Origin of the sequence: Rhodococcus sp. OK302 (assembly GCF_002245895.1) — a bacterium.
Lineage (GTDB): Bacteria > Actinomycetota > Actinomycetes > Mycobacteriales > Mycobacteriaceae > Rhodococcus_F.
On the sequence record NZ_NPJZ01000001.1, the window covers coordinates 1,653,445 to 1,675,665 of the forward strand.

A 22,221-nucleotide genomic window follows, 5' to 3' on the forward strand; every position below is an offset into this window, starting at 1 on the left:
ACTGGACAACCTTACACTGTGAGTTTATGATCGGACATACCTAACAGCGTTCGGAAAAGACGGAGAATTCGATGGCACGTGTATTCGAGAGCAAGAGTGATCTTCTGGGCGCGGTCGGTGAGACGCTGGGGACAAGTGAGTGGCTCGAGATCACGCGCGAGATGGTGCACCAGTTTGCCGACGCGACCGGTGATCATCAGTGGATTCACGTTGACGACGAACGAGCGAAGCGCGAATCTCCTTTCGGCGGACCGATTGCGCACGGCTACCTGACCCTCTCGCTCATCCCGGTCCTCTCCAAGAGCGTGTACCGGATCAAAGGTCCGAAACTCCTGGTCAACTACGGTTCCGACAAAGTGCGATTCCCCAGTCCCGTCCCGGTGGGTTCCAGGGTTCGCAACACCGTCGTCCTGACTTCGGTCGAAGAATTGCCCAACGGTTCGCTGCAGAGCCAGGTCACCAACACTGTGGAGATCGAAGGCTCGGACAAGCCTGCTGTTGTGGCGATAACAGTGACACGAATCTTCTTCTGACTCTCCTGTACAAGAAAGTTGTCTTCTGTGAATCTTGAACTCACCAGCGAGGAAGCAGCGTTCCGCGACGAGCTGCGAACCTTCTTCACCACTGAAATTTCGGCCGAACTCCGTGAGCGTGCAGGAGGTTTCGGAAAACTGAGTCGCGAAGATCTTGTCGCGAGCCAGAAGGTCCTCAACGCCCACGGACTTGCGGTTCCGCATTGGCCCGTCGAGTGGGGCGGAAAGGACTGGACTCCGGTTCAGCGCCACATCTATACCGACGAAATGCAGTTGGCATCAGTGCCCAACCCGCTGCCGTTCAACGTGAGTATGGTCGGCCCGGTTATCGCAGCTTTCGGTTCGCAGGAACAGAAGGAGAAGTTCCTTCCCGCGACGGCCAACTTGGATATCTGGTGGTGTCAAGGGTTTTCGGAGCCCGAATCGGGTTCCGACCTGGCGTCGCTGAAAACAACCGCTGTTCGTGACGGTGACGACTACATCGTCAACGGACAGAAGACGTGGACAACCCTGGCCCAGCACGCTGATTGGATCTTCTGCCTCGTCCGCACGGACTCGGGTGCAGCGAAGCGTCAGGCCGGAATTTCTTTCCTGCTGATCGACCTGGCAACCCCCGGTATTACCGTTCGCCCCATCAAGTTGATCGACGGTAGCGTCGAGGTCAACGAGGTGTTCTTCGACAATGTGCGCGTTCCGGCCGAGAATCTTGTCGGTGAGGAGAACAAGGGTTGGGACTACGGCAAGTTCCTTCTCGGAAACGAGCGCACCGGAGTTGCCCGCGTCGGATACTCCAAAACCCTTGTCGCCAAAGCAAAAGAGAAGGCTAGTGAAGTCCGCGTCGGAGCCGGAACCCTGCTCGAGGATCCGTTGTTCGCGGCCCGAGTCGTGGAGTTGGAAAATGAACTCCTGGCCCTGGATCTGACACAACTTCGCGTCGTCGCGAGTTCAGCAGACGGCAAACCGAATCCGGCGTCGTCGCTGCTCAAGCTCCGAGGCTCCGAACTGCAGCAGGCCGCAACCGAACTGCTGGCCGATGTTGCCGGACCGGATTCACTGCCGGTGGACGCTGCCGACATCAGCTCGCCCGAGTGGGCGCAGCAGTCGGTACCGCGCTACCTGAACTACCGGAAGGTTTCCATCTACAGCGGATCAAGTGAGGTGCAGCGCTCCATCATTGCCTCCTCGATTCTCGGATTGTGAGTATCTGACATGGATTTCGAACTCAACGACGAACAGACGATGCTGCGCGACACCACACGTGAGCTGCTCAGTCGCAGTTACGACGCCGAGAAGCGCAACGCTGTGTCGGCCACCGAGGCAGGGTGGAGTGCCGATGTGTGGAAACAGTTGGCGGAGTTGGGTCTGCTCGGTCTGCCGTTCGCCGAAGCTGACGGCGGCATGGGGGCCGGTCCGGTCGAGACCATGGTCGTGATGACCGAACTCGGCCGTACACTCGCTCCGGAGCCGTATCTGGGCGGCGTTCTGACGCCGGGCGGTGTTATTGCCGCAGTCGGTTCCGCTGACCAACGGTCGCGCTACCTGCCATTGCTCAGTGAGGGAACTGCACTGGCTGCCTTCGCTCACGCAGAACCCGGTACGCGCTGGCCTGTTACGGCTGTGACGACCACGGCAACGGCGTCCACAGCAGGATGGACAATCAACGGCGTCAAAAACCCTGTCCTGCAGGGTGACAGTGCCGATGTCGTAATCGTGAGCGCGACTCTGCCTGACGGTGGCACCGGACTCTTCCTGGTGGATACCGAGGGCGCCGGTGTTTCACGCACCACGTACACCACACATGACGGCCGACGCGGCGCGCAGTTCGCATTCACCGATGCTGTCGCAGAGCCGCTCGGTGAGGGCGGCGACGCCACCGCAGCGATAGTCGAGGCAGAAGTGCGGGCGCAGGCAGCTTTGTGCGCCGAAGCAATCGGCATCATGACGGAGGCATTGCGTTTGACAACGGAATACCTGAAGCAGCGTAAGCAGTTCGGTGTTCCGCTCTCGAAGTTCCAGGCGCTGACGCATCGCGCCGCGGATATGTACGTGACGCTCGAACTTGCGACCAGCATGAGCCTGTACGCCACGATGTCTATCGCGGACGGTGTGATCGATCCCGTTGTTGCGTCGCGGGCAAAACTGGCTGTCGGGCGCGCAGCGCATCAGATCGGTCAGGAAGCCATTCAGATGCACGGTGGAATCGGCATGACGGCCGAATATCCAGTCGGACATTATGTCTCGCGGCTGGTTGCTATCGAACACACATTGGGTGCGTCAGACGATCACCTGCGTGTGCTTGCCGGCAATGTTTCGAACTACTCGATGGTCAACGTCGGCGAGTAGCACGAATTCCCCGGAGAAGGCCACGCAGTTTTCTGCGTGGCCTTCCCTCGTATCCGGAGGGTCAGATTCGTGGTTTGTGAGGTGGCGTAAAATGCCGGTGACCAGTCCGAGAAGAGAAAGGGATCGAAGTGACCGCGCATACCGAGCAGCTCGAGTTCCAAGCAGAAACACGTCAGCTGCTGGATCTGATGGTTCATTCAATCTATACGAACAAGGACAGTTTCCTTCGTGAGCTGATCTCCAACGCTTCGGACGCGCTGGACAAACTCCGTCTCGAGTCATACCACGACAAGGACCTCAACGTTGACGTCTCCGACCTCCACATCGAGGTCGACATCGACAAGGAAGCACGCACTCTCACTATCCGCGACAACGGAATTGGCATGTCGCGTGACGAGGTCATCGACCTGATCGGCACGCTCGCCAAGTCCGGTACCGCCGAGGTGCGTCGTAAACTCAAGGAAGCCAAGGACGCCGCGGCATCCGAGGAGCTGATCGGTCAGTTCGGTATCGGCTTCTACTCCACCTTCATGGTTGCCGAGAAGGTCACACTGCTGACCCGTCGCGCCGGCGAAGACCACGCAACGCGCTGGGAGTCCACCGGCGCGGGCACGTACACGCTCGAGCATGTCAACGAGGCGCCGCAGGGTAGCTCCGTGACGCTCCACCTGATGCCCGAGGATTCCGAGAACGGCCTGCACGACTACACGTCGGAATGGAAGATCAAGGAACTGGTCAAGAAGTACTCCGACTTCATCGCGTGGCCTATCCGCATGGATGTCGTGCGCACGTCGACGCCGGCCGAGGGTGAAGAGCCTGAGGTTACGTCGGAGGGCGCGGAGCCCGTTGTCACGATTGTCACCGAGACGATCAACTCGATGAAGGCTCTGTGGACTCGCTCCAAGGACGAGGTGTCCGAGGAAGAGTACAAGGAGTTCTATCGTCACGTCAGCCACGCTTGGGACGAGCCTCTCGAGGTTATCCCGATGAAGGCGGAAGGCACATTCGAATATCAAGCGCTGCTGTTCATCCCGTCGACGGCGCCGTTCGATCTTTTCATGCGTGAGCGCAATGCGGGTATTCACCTGTACGTCAAGCGTGTCTTCATCATGGATGACTGTGAAGAGTTGGTGCCCGATTACCTGCGCTTCGTGAAGGGTGTCGTCGACGCACAAGACCTCTCGCTCAACGTCTCTCGTGAGATTCTGCAGCAGGACCGTCAGATCGCGGCCATCCGTCGCCGTCTGACCAAGAAGGTCCTCTCGACGATCAAGGACATGAAGGCGAACGCGCCCGAGAAGTACTCGACCTTCTGGTCCGAGTTCGGGCGTGCACTCAAGGAAGGTCTGATGGCCGATGCCGACAACCGTAAGACGTTGCTCGACATCTCTTCCTTTGCCTCCACCAACAGCGAAGAGGGCGTCACCACTCTCGCCGAGTACGTCGAGCGGATGAAGGACGGTCAGGAACAGATCTACTTCATGACCGGCGAATCTCGCCACCTCATCGAAAGCTCCCCGCACATGGAGGCTTTCAAGGCCAAGGGCCTCGAGGTTCTCGTTCTCACCGATCCCGTCGACGAGATGTGGGTCGACGCGGTTTCCGACTTCGACGGCAAGACCTTCCAGTCGATTGCCAAGGGTGAGGTCGACCTCGACACCGAAGACGAGAAGAAGGCGGCCGAGGCCGAGCGTGAAGAGAAGGAAAAGGAATTCGGTGCACTGCTGACGTGGCTGACCGAAACCCTCTCTGACGACATCAAGGAAACGCGGTTGTCGACGCGCCTCACCACGTCGGCTGCCTGCATCGTGGGTGACGCGTTCAGCATGTCGCCGACGCTCGAGAAGATGTACCGGGCATCGGGCCAGCCGGTTCCGCACAGCAAGCGGATCCTCGAACTCAACCCGTCTCATCCGCTCGTGACGGGTCTGCGCGCCGCCCAGGCGGCGGAAGGTAGTGCCGAGAACCTCACCGAGACAGCTCAATTGCTGTATGGAATGGCATTGCTTGCCGAGGGGGGCGAGTTGAGCGATCCCGCTCACTTCACGCGTCTGCTTGCTGATCGTTTGGCTCGCACAGTCTGATCCTTGTTTGAGCTCGACAAACTCCCGGTATCCACGCGATACCGGGAGTTTTTTATGCGAAGTTTCTAATGAGGACCGTTTCTGTCCGCATTAGCTTCTAACGTTGTTCCTACGAGCAAGAACCGCCAGGAAAAGGACATCACGATGAACGCACCGATCAGGACCGTCACGGGCGAGCGCGCAGACCTTCTTCAGAGTTTGCGTCAGCATCGCGAATTCCTTTTGTTTACCGTCAAGAGCCTCACCGACGAACAGGCTGCGTCGCATCCGACTGTGAGCGAACTGTGCCTCGGCGGATTGATCAAGCATGTGGGGGAGTCAGAGCGAGGATGGGCCAAATTCATAGTGGAAGGGCCGGCCGGATTGGGCGGAGATTTTGATCCGTCCCTGTGGTCGGAAGAGATGCAGAAAGAGCGTGCGAACGGGTTCGCGATGGTCGGAGACGACACATTGGAATCCATCGTGGCCGACTACGAGCGAATCGCCGCCCGTACCGACGACCTGGTGGAGTCATTGGAAAGTCTCGATATCGCGCACCCGCTGCCGAGTGCGCCGTGGTTCGAGCCGGGTGCGAAGTGGTCGGCGCGCCGTGCGATTTTGCACATCATCGCCGAAACTGCGCAGCATGCGGGTCATGCAGACATGCTGCGCGAAGCGATCGACGGTTCCAAGACAATGGGTTAATGTCCGAAATTCCGTTACACATTGACTAAATGTGTAACACTTGTAGGCATGAGCACTGAAAAATCTTCGCTTCAGCCTCCGATGCAGTGGGACGCCTGGGGCGACGCGTCCAAGAAACGCTCACTGTCGGAGGCCGTTCAGTCTCTCCTGACGCAGTTCCTGGGTGTCTCAGCCCCGACGGAACCACGGAAGAGCCTCGACGACGTCCTGGTGGTGCCGTCCGCGCTCGCGCAAGGGCATGTCGATGCACTCGTCGAGATTGTCGGTGCGGACTTCGTCAGGGTCGACGACGTCTCGCGGATCTTGCGAGCGGGCGGCAAGAGCACTCCGGATCTGCTCCGCCGACGCAGTACGGAGCCGCAGGAGGCTCCCGACGCGGTGGTCACCCCGGGAACCGATGCCGAGGTCGAGCAGATTCTTCGGTACTGCTCGGCCAACGCCATCGCCGTCGTTCCCTTCGGTGGGGGTACCAGCGTTGTCGGTGGGCTCGATCCCATCCGCGACGGATTCGACGCGGTGCTTTCGTTGGATCTGCGCCGGTTCGATGAGCTGACCGACCTGGACGAAGAGTCCGGCATCGCGACGTTCGGCGGCGGCACAACCGGTCCCCGCGCTGAGGAACTGCTCCGCGAACACGGATTCTCGGTGGGTCATTTCCCGCAGAGTTTCCTTTTCGCGACACTCGGCGGATTTGCCGCGACTCGTTCTTCCGGACAGGCCTCGGCCGGGTACGGACGCTTCGAGGACATGGTTCAGGGCCTCACTATCGTCACACCGAGTGGTGTGCTCGAAACGGGCCGGGCACCGGCATCGGCAGCCGGCCCGGATCTCGGGGAATTGTTTGTCGGTTCCGAGGGAACATTCGGCGTTATCACGCACGTGCGTGTTCGAGTTCACGCGTTGCCTGAGACGACAGTTCGCGAAGGCTGGAGTTTCCCCGACTTCGCTACCGGCGCCGCAGCATTGCGTGAGTTGGTCCAGGAAGGTTCGGCGCCGACGGTATTGAGGTTGTCCGACGAGGCGGAGAGTGGCGTCAACCTGGCGACTACCGAAAAAATCGGTGAAAGTGCTTTCACCGGTGGATGTCTCGGCATTACTACCTACGAAGGTACGGCGTCGCACACGGCTGAGCGAATGGCAGAGGCCCGCGCAATCCTGACGGCGCAGGGCGGCACCTCACTCGGTGAAGAGCCCGGAAACAGTTGGGAACACGGACGATTCAACGCGCCGTATCTGCGCGATGCACTACTCGACGCCGGTGCGTTGTGTGAAACATTTGAAACTGCGACGACCTGGGGAAACCTCGCGAATCTGCGCTCGGCTGTTACCGCGGCCGTGACAACGGCATTGGTCGAGCAGGGAACTCAGCCGCTCGTGATGTGCCATATTTCGCACACCTACAAGACCGGTGCGTCGCTGTACTTCACAGTTGTCTGCGCTCAGACTGCCGATCCCCTCGAACAGTGGAAGAAGGCGAAGACCGCTGCCGGTGACGCCATCATCGCTGCCGGTGGCACGATTACCCACCACCATGCCGTCGGCGCGGACCATCGCCCGTGGATGAAAGACGAAATCGGCGAATTGGGCGCGAATATTCTTCGTGCAGTAAAGAATGCAGTTGACCCTGCCGGAATCCTCAACCCTGGGAAGCTCATTCCATGACCGAAACCCGCTGTCAGATCGAGAAGGTTACCGTCCTCATCAATCCGATGGCGGGACATGGGCATGCGCCCGAAGCTGGTCGTAAAGGTGTTGCGCAACTGCGTTCTCGCGGAATTGCCGTCACCGAGATTATCGGCACCGATGCCGACGACGCCAAGAAGCTCGCGAAGCGTGCGATCGCAGAGGGTACCGACGCCCTGGTCGTAGTCGGCGGTGACGGTGCCATCAGCATCGGATTGCAGGCGGCAGCGTTGACCGATACCCCGATCGGACTCATTCCGGCCGGTACGGGCAACGACCATGCCCGTGAATTCGGTATTCCCACAGGCAATCCGGAGGCGGCGGCCGACGTTATCGCCGATGGGATCGTTCAGCAATCCGATCTCGCGAAGATCACCTTGGGCGACGGAAGCATCGTGTGGTCGGGAACGATCATCGCCAGCGGCTTCGACTCGATTGTCACCGAACGGGCCAACCAGATGTCCTGGCCAAAGGGACCGATGCGGTACAACTTGGCCATGGTGGCGGAACTGGCCAAGTTGCGTCCGCTGAAGTATCGAATCGAACTCGACGACGAGGTTGTCACCGTCGACGCCACTCTTGTCGCAGTCGGTAACGGGCGGTCGTACGGCGGCGGCATGCTCATCACCCCCGGCGCATCCAAGTCTGACGGTCTACTCGATGTCACTGTGGTCACGCACACCTCCAGGCTGCGTCTGATGAGGTTGTTCCCCAAGGTATACAAGGGAACTCACATCGACCTCGATGCCGTGCAGACCTACCGATCGAAGAAGCTTCGGCTCGAATCCGACGGCATCATCGCGTACGCCGACGGTGATCGGGTCGGTCCGCTGCCTGTCACGATCGAAGCAGTTCCGGCGGCATTGAGGATCTTGACTGCCGTACCGGTGTGAGCTCAGTTGTGGTCGGACTCGGACTCGGTCTCGCGCGGCGCTCGAACGGCGAGGTATCGCGAGAGCGTAACCGTCAGCGCGAGTCCGACCACAACCACTCCGATCACGGCCAGAAAGACTTTCGGAGACGTACTGAAGTTTCTCGACCAGGCGATGACGAATCCAACGGAGCCGCTGAGTGCTGCCCCAACTGGGAGTAGAGCCGCGAGCCAATGTGTAGTTGACGATGCACGCGGATCTCCGAAGGTGCGGAGGACTGTTGACACTGCCAACAGGGCGCACAGGTAGCCCAGCAGGCCGGCAGTTGCGTACAGCGGCAAGATGAATGAACCTGGGTCGAAGTTCGAGGAGCCGGTGAACCCATCCACGAGCGCAACAATGATGACTGCGAGCCCGGCTACGATTCCGCCGAGTGCTGCAGGAACTATCAGGCCCAATCGTACTGCGCGACCGGACATTCCACGCTCATCTGCCCAGGATTGGAGCATCTCGGCGCTATCTTCGCCCAGCACGGCCGTCAAGCTGTGGCCGTCTTGAGCTGCACCGCTCAGTTCGGTCTCGAGCTCGGCGAGTAGCAGTTTCCGATCGGTGCCGCGGACGCCGGCACGTCGCCAGAGGCGGTTGGCCTGACGGATGACTTCGTAGCGTTCGATGCTGTTGTTGCGTGCGGCGATTGCGGCATTCATGGCGTGTCCGTTCTGAGTTCGGCTTTGGCGGAAGACTGCAGAAGTGCGGTGACGCTGGTCGAGACGGCGAGCCATTCAGTAGTGCCGCCCTCGAGTGCTTCGGCGCCGGCATTGCTGAGCGAGTAGTACTTTCGTGGAGGTCCTGACGACGACGGGCGCATCTCCGTTACGACGAGGCCCGCCTTCTCGAGCCGTGCAAGCAGGGGATACGTGGAACCGCCCGAGACGAGCAAGTCCTGCTCGGCGAGTCGTTGGGTGAGTTCATACCCGTACACCGGTCGATCTCGCAGCAGTGCCAGCAGGCACAGGTCCAAGACGCCTCGAAGTACGAGGCTTCGCCGTTCCACAACACTCATGCTCAGCAAGGTAGCAGTAGGTAGCTTGCTGAGCAAGGGACTGCCGTGGTTGCCGCCCACCTGCTCATGGGTCGTGTTGACCAGGTTTCAGCTGATGCCGGAATCCGGATGCGCTGTGTCCCATTGATGACGGGACACGGCGATGGCATCTTTGTTCGCCAATGACCAGTCGGCCAATTGCTTCACGAGATGGGTCAGACTTTCGCCGCGGTCGGTCAACTCATATGTCACGGATACCGGCACGGTGGGATACGCCGTGCGTAGAACTAGGCCGTCCCGCTCGAGCCTTCGCAGGGTGAGCGTCAACATGCGCTGAGAGATGCCATGGATCGCGCGCTGGAGTACACGGAATCTACGTGGTCCCGAGGCGAGTTCGACGATAGCCAGTACCGACCACTTGTCGCCGATGCGGTCGAGTACGTCTCGGATTCCGCAGTCCGGGTGTTCGGGCAGTCCGCACGGCTCGACCAGCGCGGTTACTTCCGTGTGCCCTAGTGACATCAAAGTGCCTCCTTGTGCGATCTGCCGTGGTTACCGACGATGAGTCTAGTTACTCATCAGAACCAGCAGAACGGCCTATTACATGCTTCTTGTTACCGGCGCTTCCGGACAACTCGGCTCGCTCATCCATTCTCGACTTGTAGATCTGGGACTTGATCCATTGGCGGGGACCCGCGAACCCGCACGTTTCGGTGCACTCGGACGAGCGATGGACTTTGACGACGAAACTAGCCTGGACCTCACCGGAGTGGAGACGTTGGTTCTCATCTCCGCGGGCTACGCCGAGGACGACGTCGTCATCGCACGCCACGACAGGGTCATTTCCGCCGCAGAAAAATACGGTGTCGGACATGTCATTTACACAAGCCTGACCGGCGCCGGCGACCACCTTGCCTTTGCGCTGGCTCATCGCTGGACCGAACGCAGACTTCACGCGAGCACACTGTCATGGACGATCCTGCGCAATGGGCTGTACGCAGAGTTGTTCGGGCTGTTGGCAATACCGGCTGACGGGGTAATCAGCGCACCTTTTGGTGATGGCGCATTGGCCGCAGTCGCTCGAGAAGATCTGGCCGACGTTGCGGCAGCGGTGGCGTCGAATCCGTCGCTGCACCGGAACACGGTGTACGAACTCGCAGGCGCACAGGCGATCACGGCTGCAGATCTGGCGAAGGAGATCGGGGCGGTCTATGAGCCCGGTTCGCTTTCGGCCACTCGGGCGAGCCTCGACGCCGGGGGACTTCTGCCGTTCCAACCGCCGATGCTCATGTCAGTCTTCTCGGCGGTGGCAGCCGGGTTCTTCGGTGGTACTCAGACTGACCTGGAGAAACTTTTGCCGCATGAACCGCGCAATATCCTGACTGTCGCTGCGGCGGTAGGTCGGTAATCGCGCGTTGTGAACGCTGCCTCGAATAGGCACGCGCCGGACACCCGACGTTCACCGCAGCTTTGTCGGCTGGTGGCGATAGCCGTGCACCATGTCCAACATGTACAGCCACGTTGGTGAAAATCTAAGCGTTTCCGCATTGGTCGTAGACGGAGACCTGCACTTGAGGGTGGGGGACACCCAGGTCGATATCGCAGCAATCTGGTTGCGCGACAGTTGTCCCTGCCCGGAAAGCCGAGGTGTCGGCAATGGCCAGAAGTTGTTCAACATCGTCGATCTGCCCGCGGACACCCAGGTCGAGCGGGTTCGGATCGTGGGCCGGAACGTCGAGGTCGAGTTCTCTCCGGACGGGCACCGCGGCGTATTCGATGTCGAGGATCTGATCGCGGCCGACGCACCTCCTCGTTTGGCGGATGCGAGAAGTGAGTCAGCAAAGCGGTTGTGGCGCAAAGCTTCAGAAGTATCTCCCCTGCAGTGGAGTGCCTGGTCTGACTACCTCGCAGATCCGGCGCCCGCGCTACGCGCCGTCGTCGATGAAGGTTTCGCACTGCTGACGGGCGTCCCGACAGAGTTGGGGCAGGTGGTCGCCGTTGCCGAGACCTTCGGATTTGTCCGAAAGACAAACTACGGAACCATCTTCGACGTCCGCGTCGAGGAGAACCCCGTCAACCTCGCCTTCACAGGTCTTGCGATCAGCCCGCATACCGACAACCCGTACCGGGATCCGGTGCCCACTCTCCAGTTGCTCCACTGCATCCACAACTCGACCGTCGGCGGCGAATCCGGACTTGTCGACGGTTTCGCTGCCGCGGCGACGTTGCGCGAGAAGGATCCTCGTGCATTCGACATCCTCACCAGTACCCCGGTGACCTTCCGCTTCGACAGTGCCGACGCCCATCTGAGTACGGTGGCTCCGATGATCACGCTCGATCATTCCGGCCGGATCTGCGAAATTCGATTCAACAATCGGTCGATGGTGGCGCCGCGTCTGGAACCCGATGTTTCTCGCGAGTTCTACAACGCCTACCGCACTTTCGCCGAGTTGCTGTACGCCCCCGATGCTCAGCTCAACTTCCAACTCGACGCCGGCGATTGCCTGATCTTCGACAATACGCGACTGCTCCACGCGCGCACCGCTTTTGCGGCGACCGGTGGCCGCCACCTCCAGGGAACGTACGCAGACCTGGACGGACTGCTGAGCGCCCTGCACATTCACGAGGAGAACTGATGACCAACGCCTACGATGCTCTGACCCTGATGTTCGACGGCGAGGGTGGGCAGGAGTACCTCGGCGAGCGGGTGTCCATGGCGCAGCACATGCTCCAGACCGGACGAGCGGCTCGGGAAGCCGGCGCTCCCACCGCGCTCGTAGTGGCGGCAGTGCTGCACGACGTCGGCCACTTCTCCGGTGCGATCAGCGGACGAGACCTCATGTCGGGCAACGACAACCATCACGACGATGTCGCTGCAGAGTGGCTGTCCACGTGGTTCGCGCCCGAGGTCACCGAGCCCGTGCGGTTGCATGTCGCGGCCAAACGCTATCTGTGTGCCACCGAGCCCGCGTACTACGACAAGCTCTCCGACGCTTCGAAATTCACCATGGCGGTGCAGGGCGGTTCGATGAACGCCGGCGAGATTGCGGCATTCGCAGCCGAGCCCTACTCCGAGGCTGCGTGCCAGCTGCGAAGGTTCGACGATCTCGGCAAGGATCCCGACGCATCTGTCGTGACCCTCGCCGACTTCCGGGCGGATATCGAGGCGCTGGACCGGACGCTTTAGCGTCCATGGCGTTCAGTTGGTGAATGGCAATGCCCGGTGTTGAGGGACCGTCAGCTGGAGGTGTTGAGGGCGACCGGCATGACCAGGGTGGTGAAGCTGCCCTGGTCTGCGGAACGCACCACGACAGGTCGGTCCACTGCGGAGATCTCCAGCAGGACGTCGGGCCCGACGCTGGCCTCCAGAGCGGGAGCCAGGACGGCAGGGTCGAAGCCGATCCGCTGGGGCAGGTCTTGATGGCAGATTCCGGGCAGGGCGGCGGCGTTGGAGTGATCGGGAAGTGAGATGGTCACCTCGTCGCCGGCGAAGCTCAGCGCGATGAAGGGAGCGTTGCCGTGGCTGTTGACCGCGTCGCGGAAGGCCAGGCGATCCACGATCACGCGGTATTCGGGCGGGGCCAGCGCTGAGAGCATGTCGCGGTAGGCCGGGAACTGGTCATCGACCGTCGGCAGGACTCGGGACTCTGACGAACTGCGTGCCCGGGTCCCGTCCGGTCCGGCCTGGATAGTGACCTGGTGGACTCGTGCCGCCCATTGCCCGAACTCGATCAGGTCAGTCGCGTGCACCAGCAGACGGCAGGGCTCTCCGTCGAGTGCCGCCGACCTCAGGACACGCATCGAGAGGCGATAGCGATCGGTAGCCACCAGGCGAACCTCGCCGTCATCGATCTCAATGAGCACACAGCCAAGCGCCGGGTGTTCCAGGTCAGAGGCTGCGGCCGACACCACCTGGCGGACAGCGCTGGCCAACTCCACTCCGCCGATTCGCGCTTCGGTCATGCTGCCGGCAGGCGCGAGGGAACGCAGAGCCACCGCGACGGCAGTCTTGGCCGTCTGCGTCTGGTCCCGCATCTTCTCCAAGTGCCGCTCCAGTACCTCTCGACCCTCGCGTTCGGTCCCGTCGAGCACGACGGCAACCTCAGCTAGCGGCACTCCCGCATCTCGCAGACTGCGCAGGAGAGCGGCACGGGCCTCCTGCGCGGGACTGTAGAAGCGGTATCCCGTCGCGCCGTCAACCCACGCCGGCTGCAGGACACGGCAGTCGTCGTAGAAGCGCAAGGCGCTCGGCGCGAGACCTACCCGTCGCGCGAAGGCGCTGATGCTCATGAGTTCCGTGGTTCCGTCCATGGACTCGATTGTTGCCCTTCATCCAACTTGAAGGTCAACTCGTGCCGTGATGTTGAAAGACTCGGCAGCGGCGAACGGCCAAGACTGGTATTTAGTTCTCGATCCTGGAACTGACTCGGCTGGTCGCCCCAGCGGCCAGCGAGTTGCGGACCACAAACGCGACGGATTCGCCGGCGTACAGGTCGATGGAACACTCGAGGACGTCTCCCACCGGATTTGTTGTCCGTCGGATCGTGCGCAGCAGCGGTGATCCCGGTGCAAGGCCGAGCAATTCGGCTTCCTCGGGCGTCGCTGCGACCGCGTCGATTGCATGCTCTGCTTCAGCGAACACGATGCCGTGATCGGCCAGGCGATCGGTGATCGACTGAGTGTCGAGGTCGATGGCGGCGATCAACGGCGCAAGAGACTCCGGGTAGTAGGTGCTCTCCAACATCGTCGGCACGTCGCTCAGAAGCCTCACGCGTTCGGTGTGAAAAACGTTGTTGCCCTCGGTAACCCCCAGCTTGTGCGCAACTATTCCGGACGCCGGCACCACTCCGATGCTCAGCGTCCGGCTACTCGGAATCTCGCCGAGGCTGCGTGCCCAGAGTGAGAAGCTGACCAGTTCGGTCATCGGCTGCACCCGTGGGCCACTTCGGATTTGCCGTCGCGCACCTCGCCGCGAGGACACGACACCCGTGGAGCGCAAGAAGGCGAAAGCCTGACGGATAGTCCCGCGGGAGACGCTGTACCTCACCGTCAGTTCGTTCTCCGACGGCATTGTCGATCCGTCGGCGAAGTCCCCACGCTCGATCGCGGTCTGGATGTCCCCGGCAATCGACCGATAGAGCGGTAGTCCGGCAGCTGTTTCGATTGACCCGCTCATGCCAGCAACACCGGTCGGTCGAGCAGGGACACGTGCACGCGGGTACCGGGCGTCAGCACCCCGCCGCGATGGCTGGCGACGTCGGCGAGCAGCACTGCGCCATCCGGCCGGGTCAGTCGCAGCCGCGTCGAGGCGCCGTAAAAGGTTGCGGTAGAAACGATCGTGTCGCCATCGTGAGCCTCGTGTACCAGTACCGCTTCGGGACGAGCGAGCACGGTTACAGCGCCGGCACCGGGCCATTCGCCGTCGCAGTCCAGGATCTGCTCGCCGACCTGGACGGTGCCGCGATCCACGGCCACTGCCGGAATGTGGTTCATGGTCCCGACAAATTCTGCAACGAACGGCGTCGCCGGACGCTGATACACCTCGTTGGGCGGCGCGCACTGTTCGAGCCTGCCGGCGCGCATCACGGCGACCCGGTCTGCGATGGCGAGAGCCTCTTCCTGGTCATGGGTGACCAGGAGCGTGGTCACGCCCAGGTCGAGCTGGATCCGGCGGATCTCTTCACGCAATTGGTAGCGGACCTTCGCGTCGAGCGCCGACAACGGTTCGTCGAGTAGGAGGACGCGGGGCGAGATCGCCAGTGCCCGAGCCAAAGCCACCCGTTGCTGCTGGCCGCCGGAGAGTTGGTGCGGGAACTTGGCCACGTGGTCGGCAAGCCCGACCAGGTCGAGAAGTTCGCGGGCGCGGGCCAACCGGCCGCGTCCACGTTCGCTTCGGCCACGCAGGCGTAGACCGAAAGCCACGTTGTCCTGGGCGCTCATCGTGGGGAACAGGCTGTACGACTGGAAGACCATGCCCATGTCACGTCGGTTGGCGGGTAGGGCGGACGCGTCGGCTCCGTCGACAAGTACCTGCCCGCCGTCCGGCTGGTCGAAACCGGCGAGAATCCTTAGCGCGGTGGTCTTTCCGCAACCAGACGGCCCGAGAAGAGCAACGAGTTCTCCCGGTGCGAGGTCGAGGCTCAGGCCGTCCAATGCGTTGACGGCACCGAAAGTGCGTCGTACGTCGACGAAGCTGACAGCCGTGCCGTCGGTAGCGAGGAGGGTGCGTGGATTTGTCATGGTCGTGCCTTTCGTGTGCGGCCGGCGATCGCTACGACGATCAGCAGCAGTGCCCAGGTGAAGACCAGGCTGAGTAGGGCCAGGGCGACCTGCAGTTGGCCGTCGGTGGCACCGGATTGGGCGAGCCAGACCGGGAATGTTGGGAAGATCAAGATTTTGCAATTGTGTACTCGCCCATCACCAATGCGAAGGCGAGGAAGGCGCCGTTGAGTATCGATGTACGCAGTGCCGGGAGTACAACACGCCACAACACCGTCGGCCATCGCGCACCCAGATTCAGGGCGGCTTCCACCAGGACGGTTACCTTCGATCCCCGCAGGCCTGCGTCGAGGCTGCGGTAGGTGAAGGGCAAGGCGATAACGACGTACATGAGTGCAAGCACCAGCGGCAGTGATTTGTCTTGCAGTGCAGTGAAGAACGTGGAGATCTCGACGAACTCACTGCCGTTGCCCCAGCCGAGTACTCCGCGTACGCCGACGACGAGGGCTACCGGCGGAATGACCAACGGGAGTAGCGAGAACACCTCGAAGTAGGGGCGCGCCCGCGGCAACCGAAGGTGCACCAGCAGCATCGTCGGCACCATGATGGCCAAAGTTATTGCCACCGCGATCAATCCGAGTAGCAGGGAACTGGTCATCGAGTCCAGGAATCCGGGTGCGGAGAAGATGCGCGTGTAGGCCGCCAGGCTCAGACCGTCGAGACCGTCCACGGTGAACCACAGGGCAACCAAGACAGGTCCGAGAAAGTAGATGCCGGCAAGTCCGAGCACCCCGCCGCGCCAGTAGCGCACGGGAGGCTCGTTCTGGCTGACTCGACGGCGTTGCGGAGCTGGGGCAGGAGTCTTTGTGCTCGTCGTCGCCGGTGTGTCCATTACTGCAACCATCGTGAACTCCTACGCTGCATCAGTTGGTAGAGCAGGGTCAACGGGACCACCACCACAATCATCGAGAGGGCGAGTGCTGCGCCCAGGTTTTCTTGTCCGGCAAGGACATTCCCGGACAGTGCGCTGTCGATTCGGAGTGGGGTGATCGCCAAGGTGCCGTTGGTGAGTGCCTCGGCCGTCGCGTACGACGAGAACGAGGTGCAGAACAGTAGCGCGAGGCTACCGAGGAAGTGAGGTAGCAGTGCTGGACCGGCGACGTAGCGCCAGTACTGCCAGCCGTGTGCACCCAGACCGTCGGAGGCTTCTCGCCACTCGGGGCGTAGACCCTCCAGCGCGGGAGTAATGACGAGGACCATCAGCGGGATCAAGAAATACAGGTAGACAAACTGGACCCCACTTTGCGAGTACAGGTCCAGTCCCAGGTCATCACGCAATGACAGTCCCAGGCGTTGCTGCACAAAGGAAGTGAGCACGCCGGCGTTGCCGATCGCGGCGACGAAGAGAAAGGCCAGTGGCAGCCCGCCGAAGTTTGCGAGAACCGCCGCGCTGGTGGAAACCAGTCGGGGCAGCATGCCGCCCCGACTGGTGGCCACGGCGTACGCGAGCACAACTCCGAGGACGGCGGCAATCAGCGCGGACACCAGCGACATCTTCGTGCTGTTCCACAGCGCATCCAAATAGGGGCCGCTGAGTGCGGTGGTCATGTTCGCGCCGCTGAATGCGCTGGCACCCCCTTCACCGCTGACGCGGAAGGCGGAGTACGCGATGACGGCGGTGGGGAGGATGAAGAAGATGGCTACGTAGCCGAAGAACGGCACCAGCCCGAACCAACTCCACCGCAGCACGGGGCGCCGCGTGACAGATTCAGTTTTCACTACTTGACCGCACTAGCCCACGTCTGCGTCAACGTATTCTTCGCTGCGGTTGCCTCTGCATCCGTAGGGAATTCGGCCTTGACGTCAACCTTCGGCAGGTTGCCCGCGAGCGAAGCGTCGACAGTGCCGGAGGCCTCCATGGCCGGCAGTCGCGCCGGGCGTGCATAGCCTGCGAGGTAACCGTTCTGGCCTTCGTCGCTGTAGAGGTATTCCTGCCAGAGACGTGCGGCGGCCGGGTGAGGCGCCGTGGCACTGATCGCCTGCGCGTAGTACGAACCGATTGTGGCGTCACTCGAAACCGCGACAGTCCAGTTGACTCCGGCTGCTGCCAGATCCTTGGTCTTAGCCGCATTCAGATAATCCCAGTCGACGACGATGGGTGTCTCACCGGACTGGATCGTGGCAGCTGTTGCCTTCACCGGGACGTAGTTTCCGCTGGCCTTGAGCTCGCCGAAGTAGTCGATGCCCGGCGCGATGTCGTCGAGTGAACCTCCGTTGGCCAAAGCCGCAGACCATACCGCCATCAGAGCCGAATTACTCTTGAGCGGATCGCCGGTCAGCGCGACCTTGCCCTTGTATTCGGGCTTGGCCAGGTCGGCGAACGACGCCGGACAGACGGTCACCTTTGCGGCATCGCAGCCGATCGAGATGTATCCGCCGTAGTCCGCGAACCACGTACCGTCGGGCGACTTCTGCGATTCGGGGATGTCGTCCCACGTCGCGACCCGGTACGGCGCGTAGAGGCCTTCCTTGGCTCCGTTGATCGCGAAAGCGGTGCCGACGTCAACGGCGTCCGGTGCGCGCTTCTGCCCTTCGAGGGACTTGATCGCATTGACGGCGTCGGCGCTACTGGCCTCCGGGTTGTCGACGGTGACAGTGATGCCGTACTTGGCGCCGAAGTTATCGAGCAAGTCGCCGTACCCTGCCCAGTCACGTGGCAGTGCAATGAGATTCAGTGATCCTTCCGCCTTCGCAGCAGCAACCAGCGCGTCCATCCCGCCGAGGTCGGCAGCAGACGTGGCGGTGGCAGCGGGCGACGCACTCGCATCAGCCTTCTTGGTGCAGGCGGTCCCACCGAGGATCAGCGTGCCTGCCAAAAGGGCCATTCCCGCTGTTCGAAACGTTGCCTTGCGCACGTTGGATTCCAATCTGAGTTCGAGTTCGCTGCGATGTGGCAGCCAAGCGAAACAGACTTTGCGGGAGCAAGTTGTATAGCCAAGATACTCATCGAGTCTGCGAGATGAACGCGGACTGAACGTATCGAGTCCACCGACCAACTGAATGTCTTGCCTTTGTATGGCGAACACTGATGCGACACTTCTGCGATGGTGATCGATAACTCGAAGTCGGCTGAGCGTGCACTTGGTCAGGGTGCGTGGACAAGCGAACGGTGGCAGGGCACCACTGACATGCCGTTGATCGCGACTGCGCTGTTCTATCTGTTCGCGTACGCATTTCAGGTACTGGCCCAACCTGCCGGTCTAATGGGTTCCTTGATCCGGTGGTCGCTCATCGCCGCGTGGGTAGTGTTTACCGTCGACTATCTGGTCCGATTGTCTCTGGCGAGCAACCGCTGGAACTGGTTTGTGCATCACTTGCTTGATTTGGCGTTGGTGGTGCTGCCGATGTTCAGGCCCTTGCGACTGTTGAAACTTGTCACCCTCCTCGCAGTGATGCATCGTTCCAGCGGCGCTACGCTTCGCGGCCGCGTCGTTTTCTACGCGATCTCGGCGACCGCGCTGTTGATCGGCGTTGCGGCACTTGCCATGTTGGACGCCGAACGTCATGCCGACGGATCCGAGATCAGAACCTACGGCCAGGCACTCTGGTGGGCGATCGTGACCGTGACAACCGTCGGCTACGGCGATATTTCACCGGTTACGACGACAGGACGTTTGATCGCAGCGAGTCTGATGATCGGTGGAATCGCCTTGCTGGGCATCGTGACTGCCACTTTGGCTTCGTGGTTGCTCGAGCAGATTGCGGAACAGGACGACGCAGCGCAGAGTGCTACACGCAAACAGGTTGCAGACCTGGCCGAGCAGGTTCAACTCCTTGCCGAGCGGTCTGGCCACGGTTCTCTCGAACATGTCGGAAGCGAAGAATTGCGTCGTGAACTGGAACTCCGCGAACTGGTTAAGTCGAATGCAGTGTCAGCACAGTGATTTCGCTGGGTGCGAAGATGCGCAAGGGTGGACCCCAGAACCCTGAACCACGGCTCGTGTACAGCTGGGTGCGTTCGCCATGGCGGCTCAACCCGTGGACGGTGGGCTGATCGAGGCGGACCAAGAAGTTGAACGGCCAGATCTGCCCGCCGTGTGTGTGGCCTGCAATTTGTAGGTCGACGCCCGCAGTTTCGGACTGGAAAACTTGCTTGGGCTGGTGCGCCAGCATCAGTACCGGCAGATCAGGATCGGTTCCGGCAAGAGCCATTTCGAAGTTTGCGCCATGACCGGCCATCTTTGACGACTTGGCGGTGGCGTCGTCGACACCCGCGATGATCAAGCTGTCACCACCACGTTCGACGACAATGTGCTTGTTGTGCAGCGGTTCCCAGCCAATGGAATCCATGTAGTCAAGCCAGCCTTGAGCCTCGCGAGGGTATTCGTGGTTGCCGGTCACGTAGACGCTGGCGAGTTCCGCTCGAATTGTGGCAAGTGGGGCCGCCTGTCCGCGTCGTTGCTCGACGGTACCGTCGGCGATATCGCCGACGTGGGCGACGATGTCGGGGCGCAGTTCGTTCACGGCGGCAGCGACGCCTTCAGACCATTTCGTGCGGTTGATCGGGCCGAAATGTGTGTCGGTGACGGCAACAACTCGGGTGCCGTCGAATCCTTTGCCGAGGCGGGGAATCGTCACGTCCACATACTTGATTCGAGGTACTCGCATAGCTTCCCGATTGCCCCAGATCACGAGAATCGCGGAAACGATGATGACGGCCCCGGCTACCCCGCGGGAGCGCGCCGGGTCGTCCACACCTGCCAGCCCGAGTACGAATCGCACGAGATTACCGATCACAGACCACGCGAACAGCACCCAGATGCCGCCCAGAATGGAGTCACCCACCAGCCCGGCCCAATCGAGGTGGCGTCGGCCGTGGCTCAGAATCAACGTCACCGGAAGCGTTACCAGGGTCAGTGCGAAGGCTGCAGTTCCCAATGCGGTGACGGGTGTGGGCCAGTCTGTCCCTGACATCACCAGCGTCCACCAGGGGACAGCAAAAAGGATCAGCAGGATGGAGACGAGCATCGCGGTGATTGTGACTGCGCGCAATGGATTGCGAGTCGTTTGCGAATCGAGCTCGGTTGTTGTCTCTGGCGACACGGGGGTACTCACCGCATCGATCATAATTGACATCCTCCCCGCCCTTACGGACGAGGATTCCTCGATAGCTCACACTACCGAGACGGTTGATGCGGCACGTTTCCGTGACTGACACACCCGATCCCCCAGAATGCCCCCGGGTTGATACTCGAGATCGAACCCACGATCGCGAATATTGATCGCAGCATTGGTATCCGCATGATGCTCGAAACCGCAGCCCCGACACCGGAAAACCGCTTGACTCTCGCGATTCTCCGGACAGATATGACCGCAGTTCGAGCACTCCTGCGAGGTGTACGCGGCCGGAACCGCGATCACCGACATCTTGTGGTCGAGGCGTTGCGCGAACTTCCCCCAACACGACGCGAGGATCGCCCGGTTCAGGCCGGACTTCGCCCGCCCACCGTTCGGCAGGAAAACTCCCGGATTGTCGGGGTCCGGTTTCGGTTTCGCCCGCCGAGTCATGTTCCGGATCGGCAGATTCTCGACCGCCGCCCCGCTGTACGTGTTCGCGAGGACGGTCGTGGTCTGCTCGATCCAATCACCCCGCCGATCAGCCAGTCGCAACCGCATCCGCCCCAACTTCGCTTTCGTCCGGTCCAGGTTCGCCGAACCCTTCTGCTGACGGGAGAGTTGTCGTTGCAGGGCCACGAACCGAACCTGCTCCCCGGCAGAGAAACCGGGGGCATGAAACATCCGGCCGTCGCTCGTGGCCACCGAATTCGCCACCCCCCGATCGATCCCCACCACCACCGCCGTGGTGGACGCTTCCCGACGAGGCACCGGCGTCGTCGTCAGGCTCACCGTCCACCGGCCGTTCGCCAAGGCGATCCGAGCCGACGACGCCGCGCAGATGTCGGTCCAGGCGCGGGAAATCCGGAACCGCACCCACCCGGCCTTCGGCACCAGAATCTCACCCCACTTCCGGTTGATGCGCCGCACCACCAGATCACGCACCACGAAACCCTGCCGGGAACCGGACCGTTTCTTGAATGTCGGATACCCGCTGCGTCGGGCAAAGAAGTTGGTGAATGCCCGATCCAGATCACGCAGCGCACCCTGCTGCACGACCGTGGAACCGGCACGGAGCCAGTCGAATTCGCGCCGGGCTTCGGTCAGGTCCCGCATCTGCGAAGCGGCCGTGATCTTCTGCCGGAAATGACGGCGCGAAGGGGTCCACCACGAACGCTGCTCCAACCCGAGGTTGTAGACGTAGCGGGCGTGATCGCAGTGCATGGTCAGCGCATCGAGCTGCGCACCCTCGGCGGGGTAGACTCGCTGCACGATGCTCATGCTCGAGAGACTCCCACACCCCTACGACACACTCGGAGTTGTCGCTCTCGAAGTTGGTGGGGGCTATCAAGACGAGTACGTCGCTGTGGGTGCGGCGGGAGAACTTTCCCGAAGTGACGCACACTCTGTGGGGTGATCGCTTCTGGTCGCCGTCTTATTTCGTGACGTCCATCGGTGGTGCGCCGTTGGAGCGGGTCGCCGCGTATGTTCGCGATCAGCGCGAATCTTCGCGTGCGCCGGGGGAAACCGAAACGGCAACCTCGCTGACCCCGCCTCATGGACGGGGCTTGCGCTCAGAAACTAGGTCAATGTTCGGGGATAGAACTGAAACGATCACGCCAGCTGCCCCAACGCTGTAACGTCGA

Annotated in this window: 24 protein-coding genes; 12 read left to right on the forward strand and 12 right to left on the reverse strand. The window is 61.5% G+C overall.

Features of this window, described 5'->3' with window-relative positions:
- Positions 1-71 precede the first annotated feature (71 nt).
- The 7 genes from BDB13_RS07565 (at position 72) to BDB13_RS07595 (ending at position 8,220) form a co-directional block, all read left to right on the forward strand.
- Positions 72-533, forward strand: coding sequence for a MaoC family dehydratase (locus tag BDB13_RS07565; protein ID WP_094271097.1), 462 nt, complete (start codon positions 72-74; stop codon positions 531-533).
- 27 nt (positions 534-560) lie between these two features.
- Positions 561-1,733 carry an acyl-CoA dehydrogenase family protein gene (locus BDB13_RS07570; RefSeq protein WP_094271098.1) on the forward strand — a complete coding sequence of 391 codons (1,173 nt, stop codon included), beginning with the start codon at positions 561-563 and terminating at the stop codon, positions 1,731-1,733.
- A gap of 9 nt (positions 1,734-1,742) precedes the next feature.
- Positions 1,743-2,876, forward strand: coding sequence for an acyl-CoA dehydrogenase family protein (locus tag BDB13_RS07575; RefSeq protein ID WP_094271099.1), 1,134 nt, complete (start codon positions 1,743-1,745; stop codon positions 2,874-2,876).
- Positions 2,877-3,004: 128 nt separating this feature from the next.
- Positions 3,005-4,960, forward strand: coding sequence for a molecular chaperone HtpG (gene htpG, locus BDB13_RS07580; protein ID WP_094271100.1), 1,956 nt, complete (start codon positions 3,005-3,007; stop codon positions 4,958-4,960).
- 144 nt (positions 4,961-5,104) lie between these two features.
- Positions 5,105-5,644: a DinB family protein gene (locus BDB13_RS07585; protein WP_094271101.1), complete on the forward strand. Its 540-nt coding sequence runs from the start codon at positions 5,105-5,107 to the stop codon at positions 5,642-5,644.
- A 48-nt stretch (positions 5,645-5,692) separates the two neighbouring features.
- Positions 5,693-7,306 (forward strand): FAD-binding oxidoreductase, encoded by a 1,614-nt coding sequence (locus BDB13_RS07590; protein ID WP_441347182.1) that lies wholly within the window; start codon positions 5,693-5,695, stop codon positions 7,304-7,306.
- Entirely contained in the window at positions 7,303-8,220 is a 918-nt protein-coding gene (locus BDB13_RS07595) for a diacylglycerol kinase (RefSeq protein ID WP_094271103.1), read from the forward strand. The genes BDB13_RS07590 and BDB13_RS07595 overlap by 4 nt, the downstream gene beginning before the upstream one ends.
- A 2-nt stretch (positions 8,221-8,222) precedes the next feature.
- Here BDB13_RS07595 and BDB13_RS07600 read toward each other — a convergent pair whose 3' ends face one another.
- The 3 genes from BDB13_RS07600 to BDB13_RS07610 form a co-directional block, all read right to left on the reverse strand.
- Positions 8,223-8,906, reverse strand: coding sequence for a hypothetical protein (locus BDB13_RS07600; RefSeq protein WP_094271104.1), 684 nt, complete (start codon positions 8,904-8,906; stop codon positions 8,223-8,225).
- Positions 8,903-9,262: a PadR family transcriptional regulator gene (locus BDB13_RS07605; protein ID WP_094274754.1), complete on the reverse strand. Its 360-nt coding sequence runs from the start codon at positions 9,260-9,262 to the stop codon at positions 8,903-8,905. The genes BDB13_RS07600 and BDB13_RS07605 overlap by 4 nt, the downstream gene beginning before the upstream one ends.
- Positions 9,263-9,349: 87 nt before the next feature.
- On the reverse strand, positions 9,350-9,763 hold the full coding sequence (locus BDB13_RS07610) for a winged helix-turn-helix transcriptional regulator (protein WP_094271105.1): 414 nt from the start codon (positions 9,761-9,763) through the stop codon (positions 9,350-9,352).
- Positions 9,764-9,845: 82 nt separating this feature from the next.
- On the opposite strand from BDB13_RS07610, the gene BDB13_RS07615 reads away from it, so the two are divergent.
- The 3 genes from BDB13_RS07615 (at position 9,846) to BDB13_RS32570 (ending at position 12,428) form a co-directional block, all read left to right on the forward strand.
- A complete protein-coding gene (locus BDB13_RS07615) occupies positions 9,846-10,649 on the forward strand; it encodes an NAD(P)H-binding protein (protein ID WP_094271106.1) in 804 nt (267 codons plus the stop codon).
- 100 nt (positions 10,650-10,749) lie between these two features.
- The gene (tmpA, locus tag BDB13_RS07620) at positions 10,750-11,877 is read left to right on the forward strand and encodes a 2-trimethylaminoethylphosphonate dioxygenase (protein WP_217902119.1); all 1,128 of its coding nucleotides are present in this window, start codon (positions 10,750-10,752) and stop codon (positions 11,875-11,877) included.
- Positions 11,877-12,428, forward strand: a complete 552-nt coding sequence (locus BDB13_RS32570) for an HD domain-containing protein (protein WP_217902120.1) — start codon at positions 11,877-11,879, stop codon at positions 12,426-12,428. Before tmpA ends, BDB13_RS32570 begins: the two co-directional genes overlap by 1 nt.
- Before the next feature lie 50 nt (positions 12,429-12,478).
- On the opposite strand, the gene BDB13_RS07625 is transcribed toward BDB13_RS32570, so the two are convergent.
- The 7 genes from BDB13_RS07625 to BDB13_RS07650 form a co-directional block, all read right to left on the reverse strand.
- Positions 12,479-13,552, reverse strand: a complete 1,074-nt coding sequence (locus BDB13_RS07625) for a MerR family transcriptional regulator (RefSeq protein WP_094271107.1) — start codon at positions 13,550-13,552, stop codon at positions 12,479-12,481.
- A gap of 91 nt (positions 13,553-13,643) precedes the next feature.
- Positions 13,644-14,417, reverse strand: a complete 774-nt coding sequence (locus BDB13_RS07630; RefSeq protein WP_094271108.1) for a GntR family transcriptional regulator — start codon at positions 14,415-14,417, stop codon at positions 13,644-13,646.
- Positions 14,414-15,481 carry an ABC transporter ATP-binding protein gene (locus tag BDB13_RS07635; protein WP_094271109.1) on the reverse strand — a complete coding sequence of 356 codons (1,068 nt, stop codon included), beginning with the start codon at positions 15,479-15,481 and terminating at the stop codon, positions 14,414-14,416. Before BDB13_RS07635 ends, BDB13_RS07630 begins: the two co-directional genes overlap by 4 nt.
- Positions 15,478-15,633, reverse strand: a complete 156-nt coding sequence (locus BDB13_RS32060) for a hypothetical protein (protein ID WP_176459542.1) — start codon at positions 15,631-15,633, stop codon at positions 15,478-15,480. The genes BDB13_RS07635 and BDB13_RS32060 overlap by 4 nt, the downstream gene beginning before the upstream one ends.
- Entirely contained in the window at positions 15,630-16,364 is a 735-nt protein-coding gene (locus tag BDB13_RS07640) for an ABC transporter permease (protein WP_094271110.1), read from the reverse strand. The genes BDB13_RS32060 and BDB13_RS07640 overlap by 4 nt, the downstream gene beginning before the upstream one ends.
- On the reverse strand, positions 16,352-17,239 hold the full coding sequence (locus BDB13_RS07645; RefSeq protein WP_254922746.1) for an ABC transporter permease: 888 nt from the start codon (positions 17,237-17,239) through the stop codon (positions 16,352-16,354). The genes BDB13_RS07640 and BDB13_RS07645 overlap by 13 nt, the downstream gene beginning before the upstream one ends.
- Positions 17,239-18,345 carry an ABC transporter substrate-binding protein gene (locus tag BDB13_RS07650; protein WP_094274756.1) on the reverse strand — a complete coding sequence of 369 codons (1,107 nt, stop codon included), beginning with the start codon at positions 18,343-18,345 and terminating at the stop codon, positions 17,239-17,241. The genes BDB13_RS07645 and BDB13_RS07650 overlap by 1 nt, the downstream gene beginning before the upstream one ends.
- A gap of 219 nt (positions 18,346-18,564) precedes the next feature.
- On the opposite strand from BDB13_RS07650, the gene BDB13_RS07655 reads away from it, so the two are divergent.
- Entirely contained in the window at positions 18,565-19,404 is an 840-nt protein-coding gene (locus BDB13_RS07655) for a potassium channel family protein (RefSeq protein ID WP_176459543.1), read from the forward strand.
- On the opposite strand, the gene BDB13_RS07660 is transcribed toward BDB13_RS07655, so the two are convergent.
- The gene (locus tag BDB13_RS07660) at positions 19,376-20,488 is read right to left on the reverse strand and encodes a metallophosphoesterase (protein ID WP_254922998.1); all 1,113 of its coding nucleotides are present in this window, start codon (positions 20,486-20,488) and stop codon (positions 19,376-19,378) included. The genes BDB13_RS07655 and BDB13_RS07660 overlap by 29 nt on opposite strands.
- Before the next feature lie 144 nt (positions 20,489-20,632).
- Positions 20,633-21,856 carry an RNA-guided endonuclease InsQ/TnpB family protein gene (locus tag BDB13_RS07665; protein ID WP_094271111.1) on the reverse strand — a complete coding sequence of 408 codons (1,224 nt, stop codon included), beginning with the start codon at positions 21,854-21,856 and terminating at the stop codon, positions 20,633-20,635.
- Between the two features lie 38 nt (positions 21,857-21,894).
- Between BDB13_RS07665 and BDB13_RS33540 the strand changes: the two genes are divergently transcribed.
- A complete protein-coding gene (locus BDB13_RS33540; protein WP_094271112.1) occupies positions 21,895-22,215 on the forward strand; it encodes a transposase in 321 nt (106 codons plus the stop codon).
- Positions 22,216-22,221 lie beyond the last annotated feature (6 nt).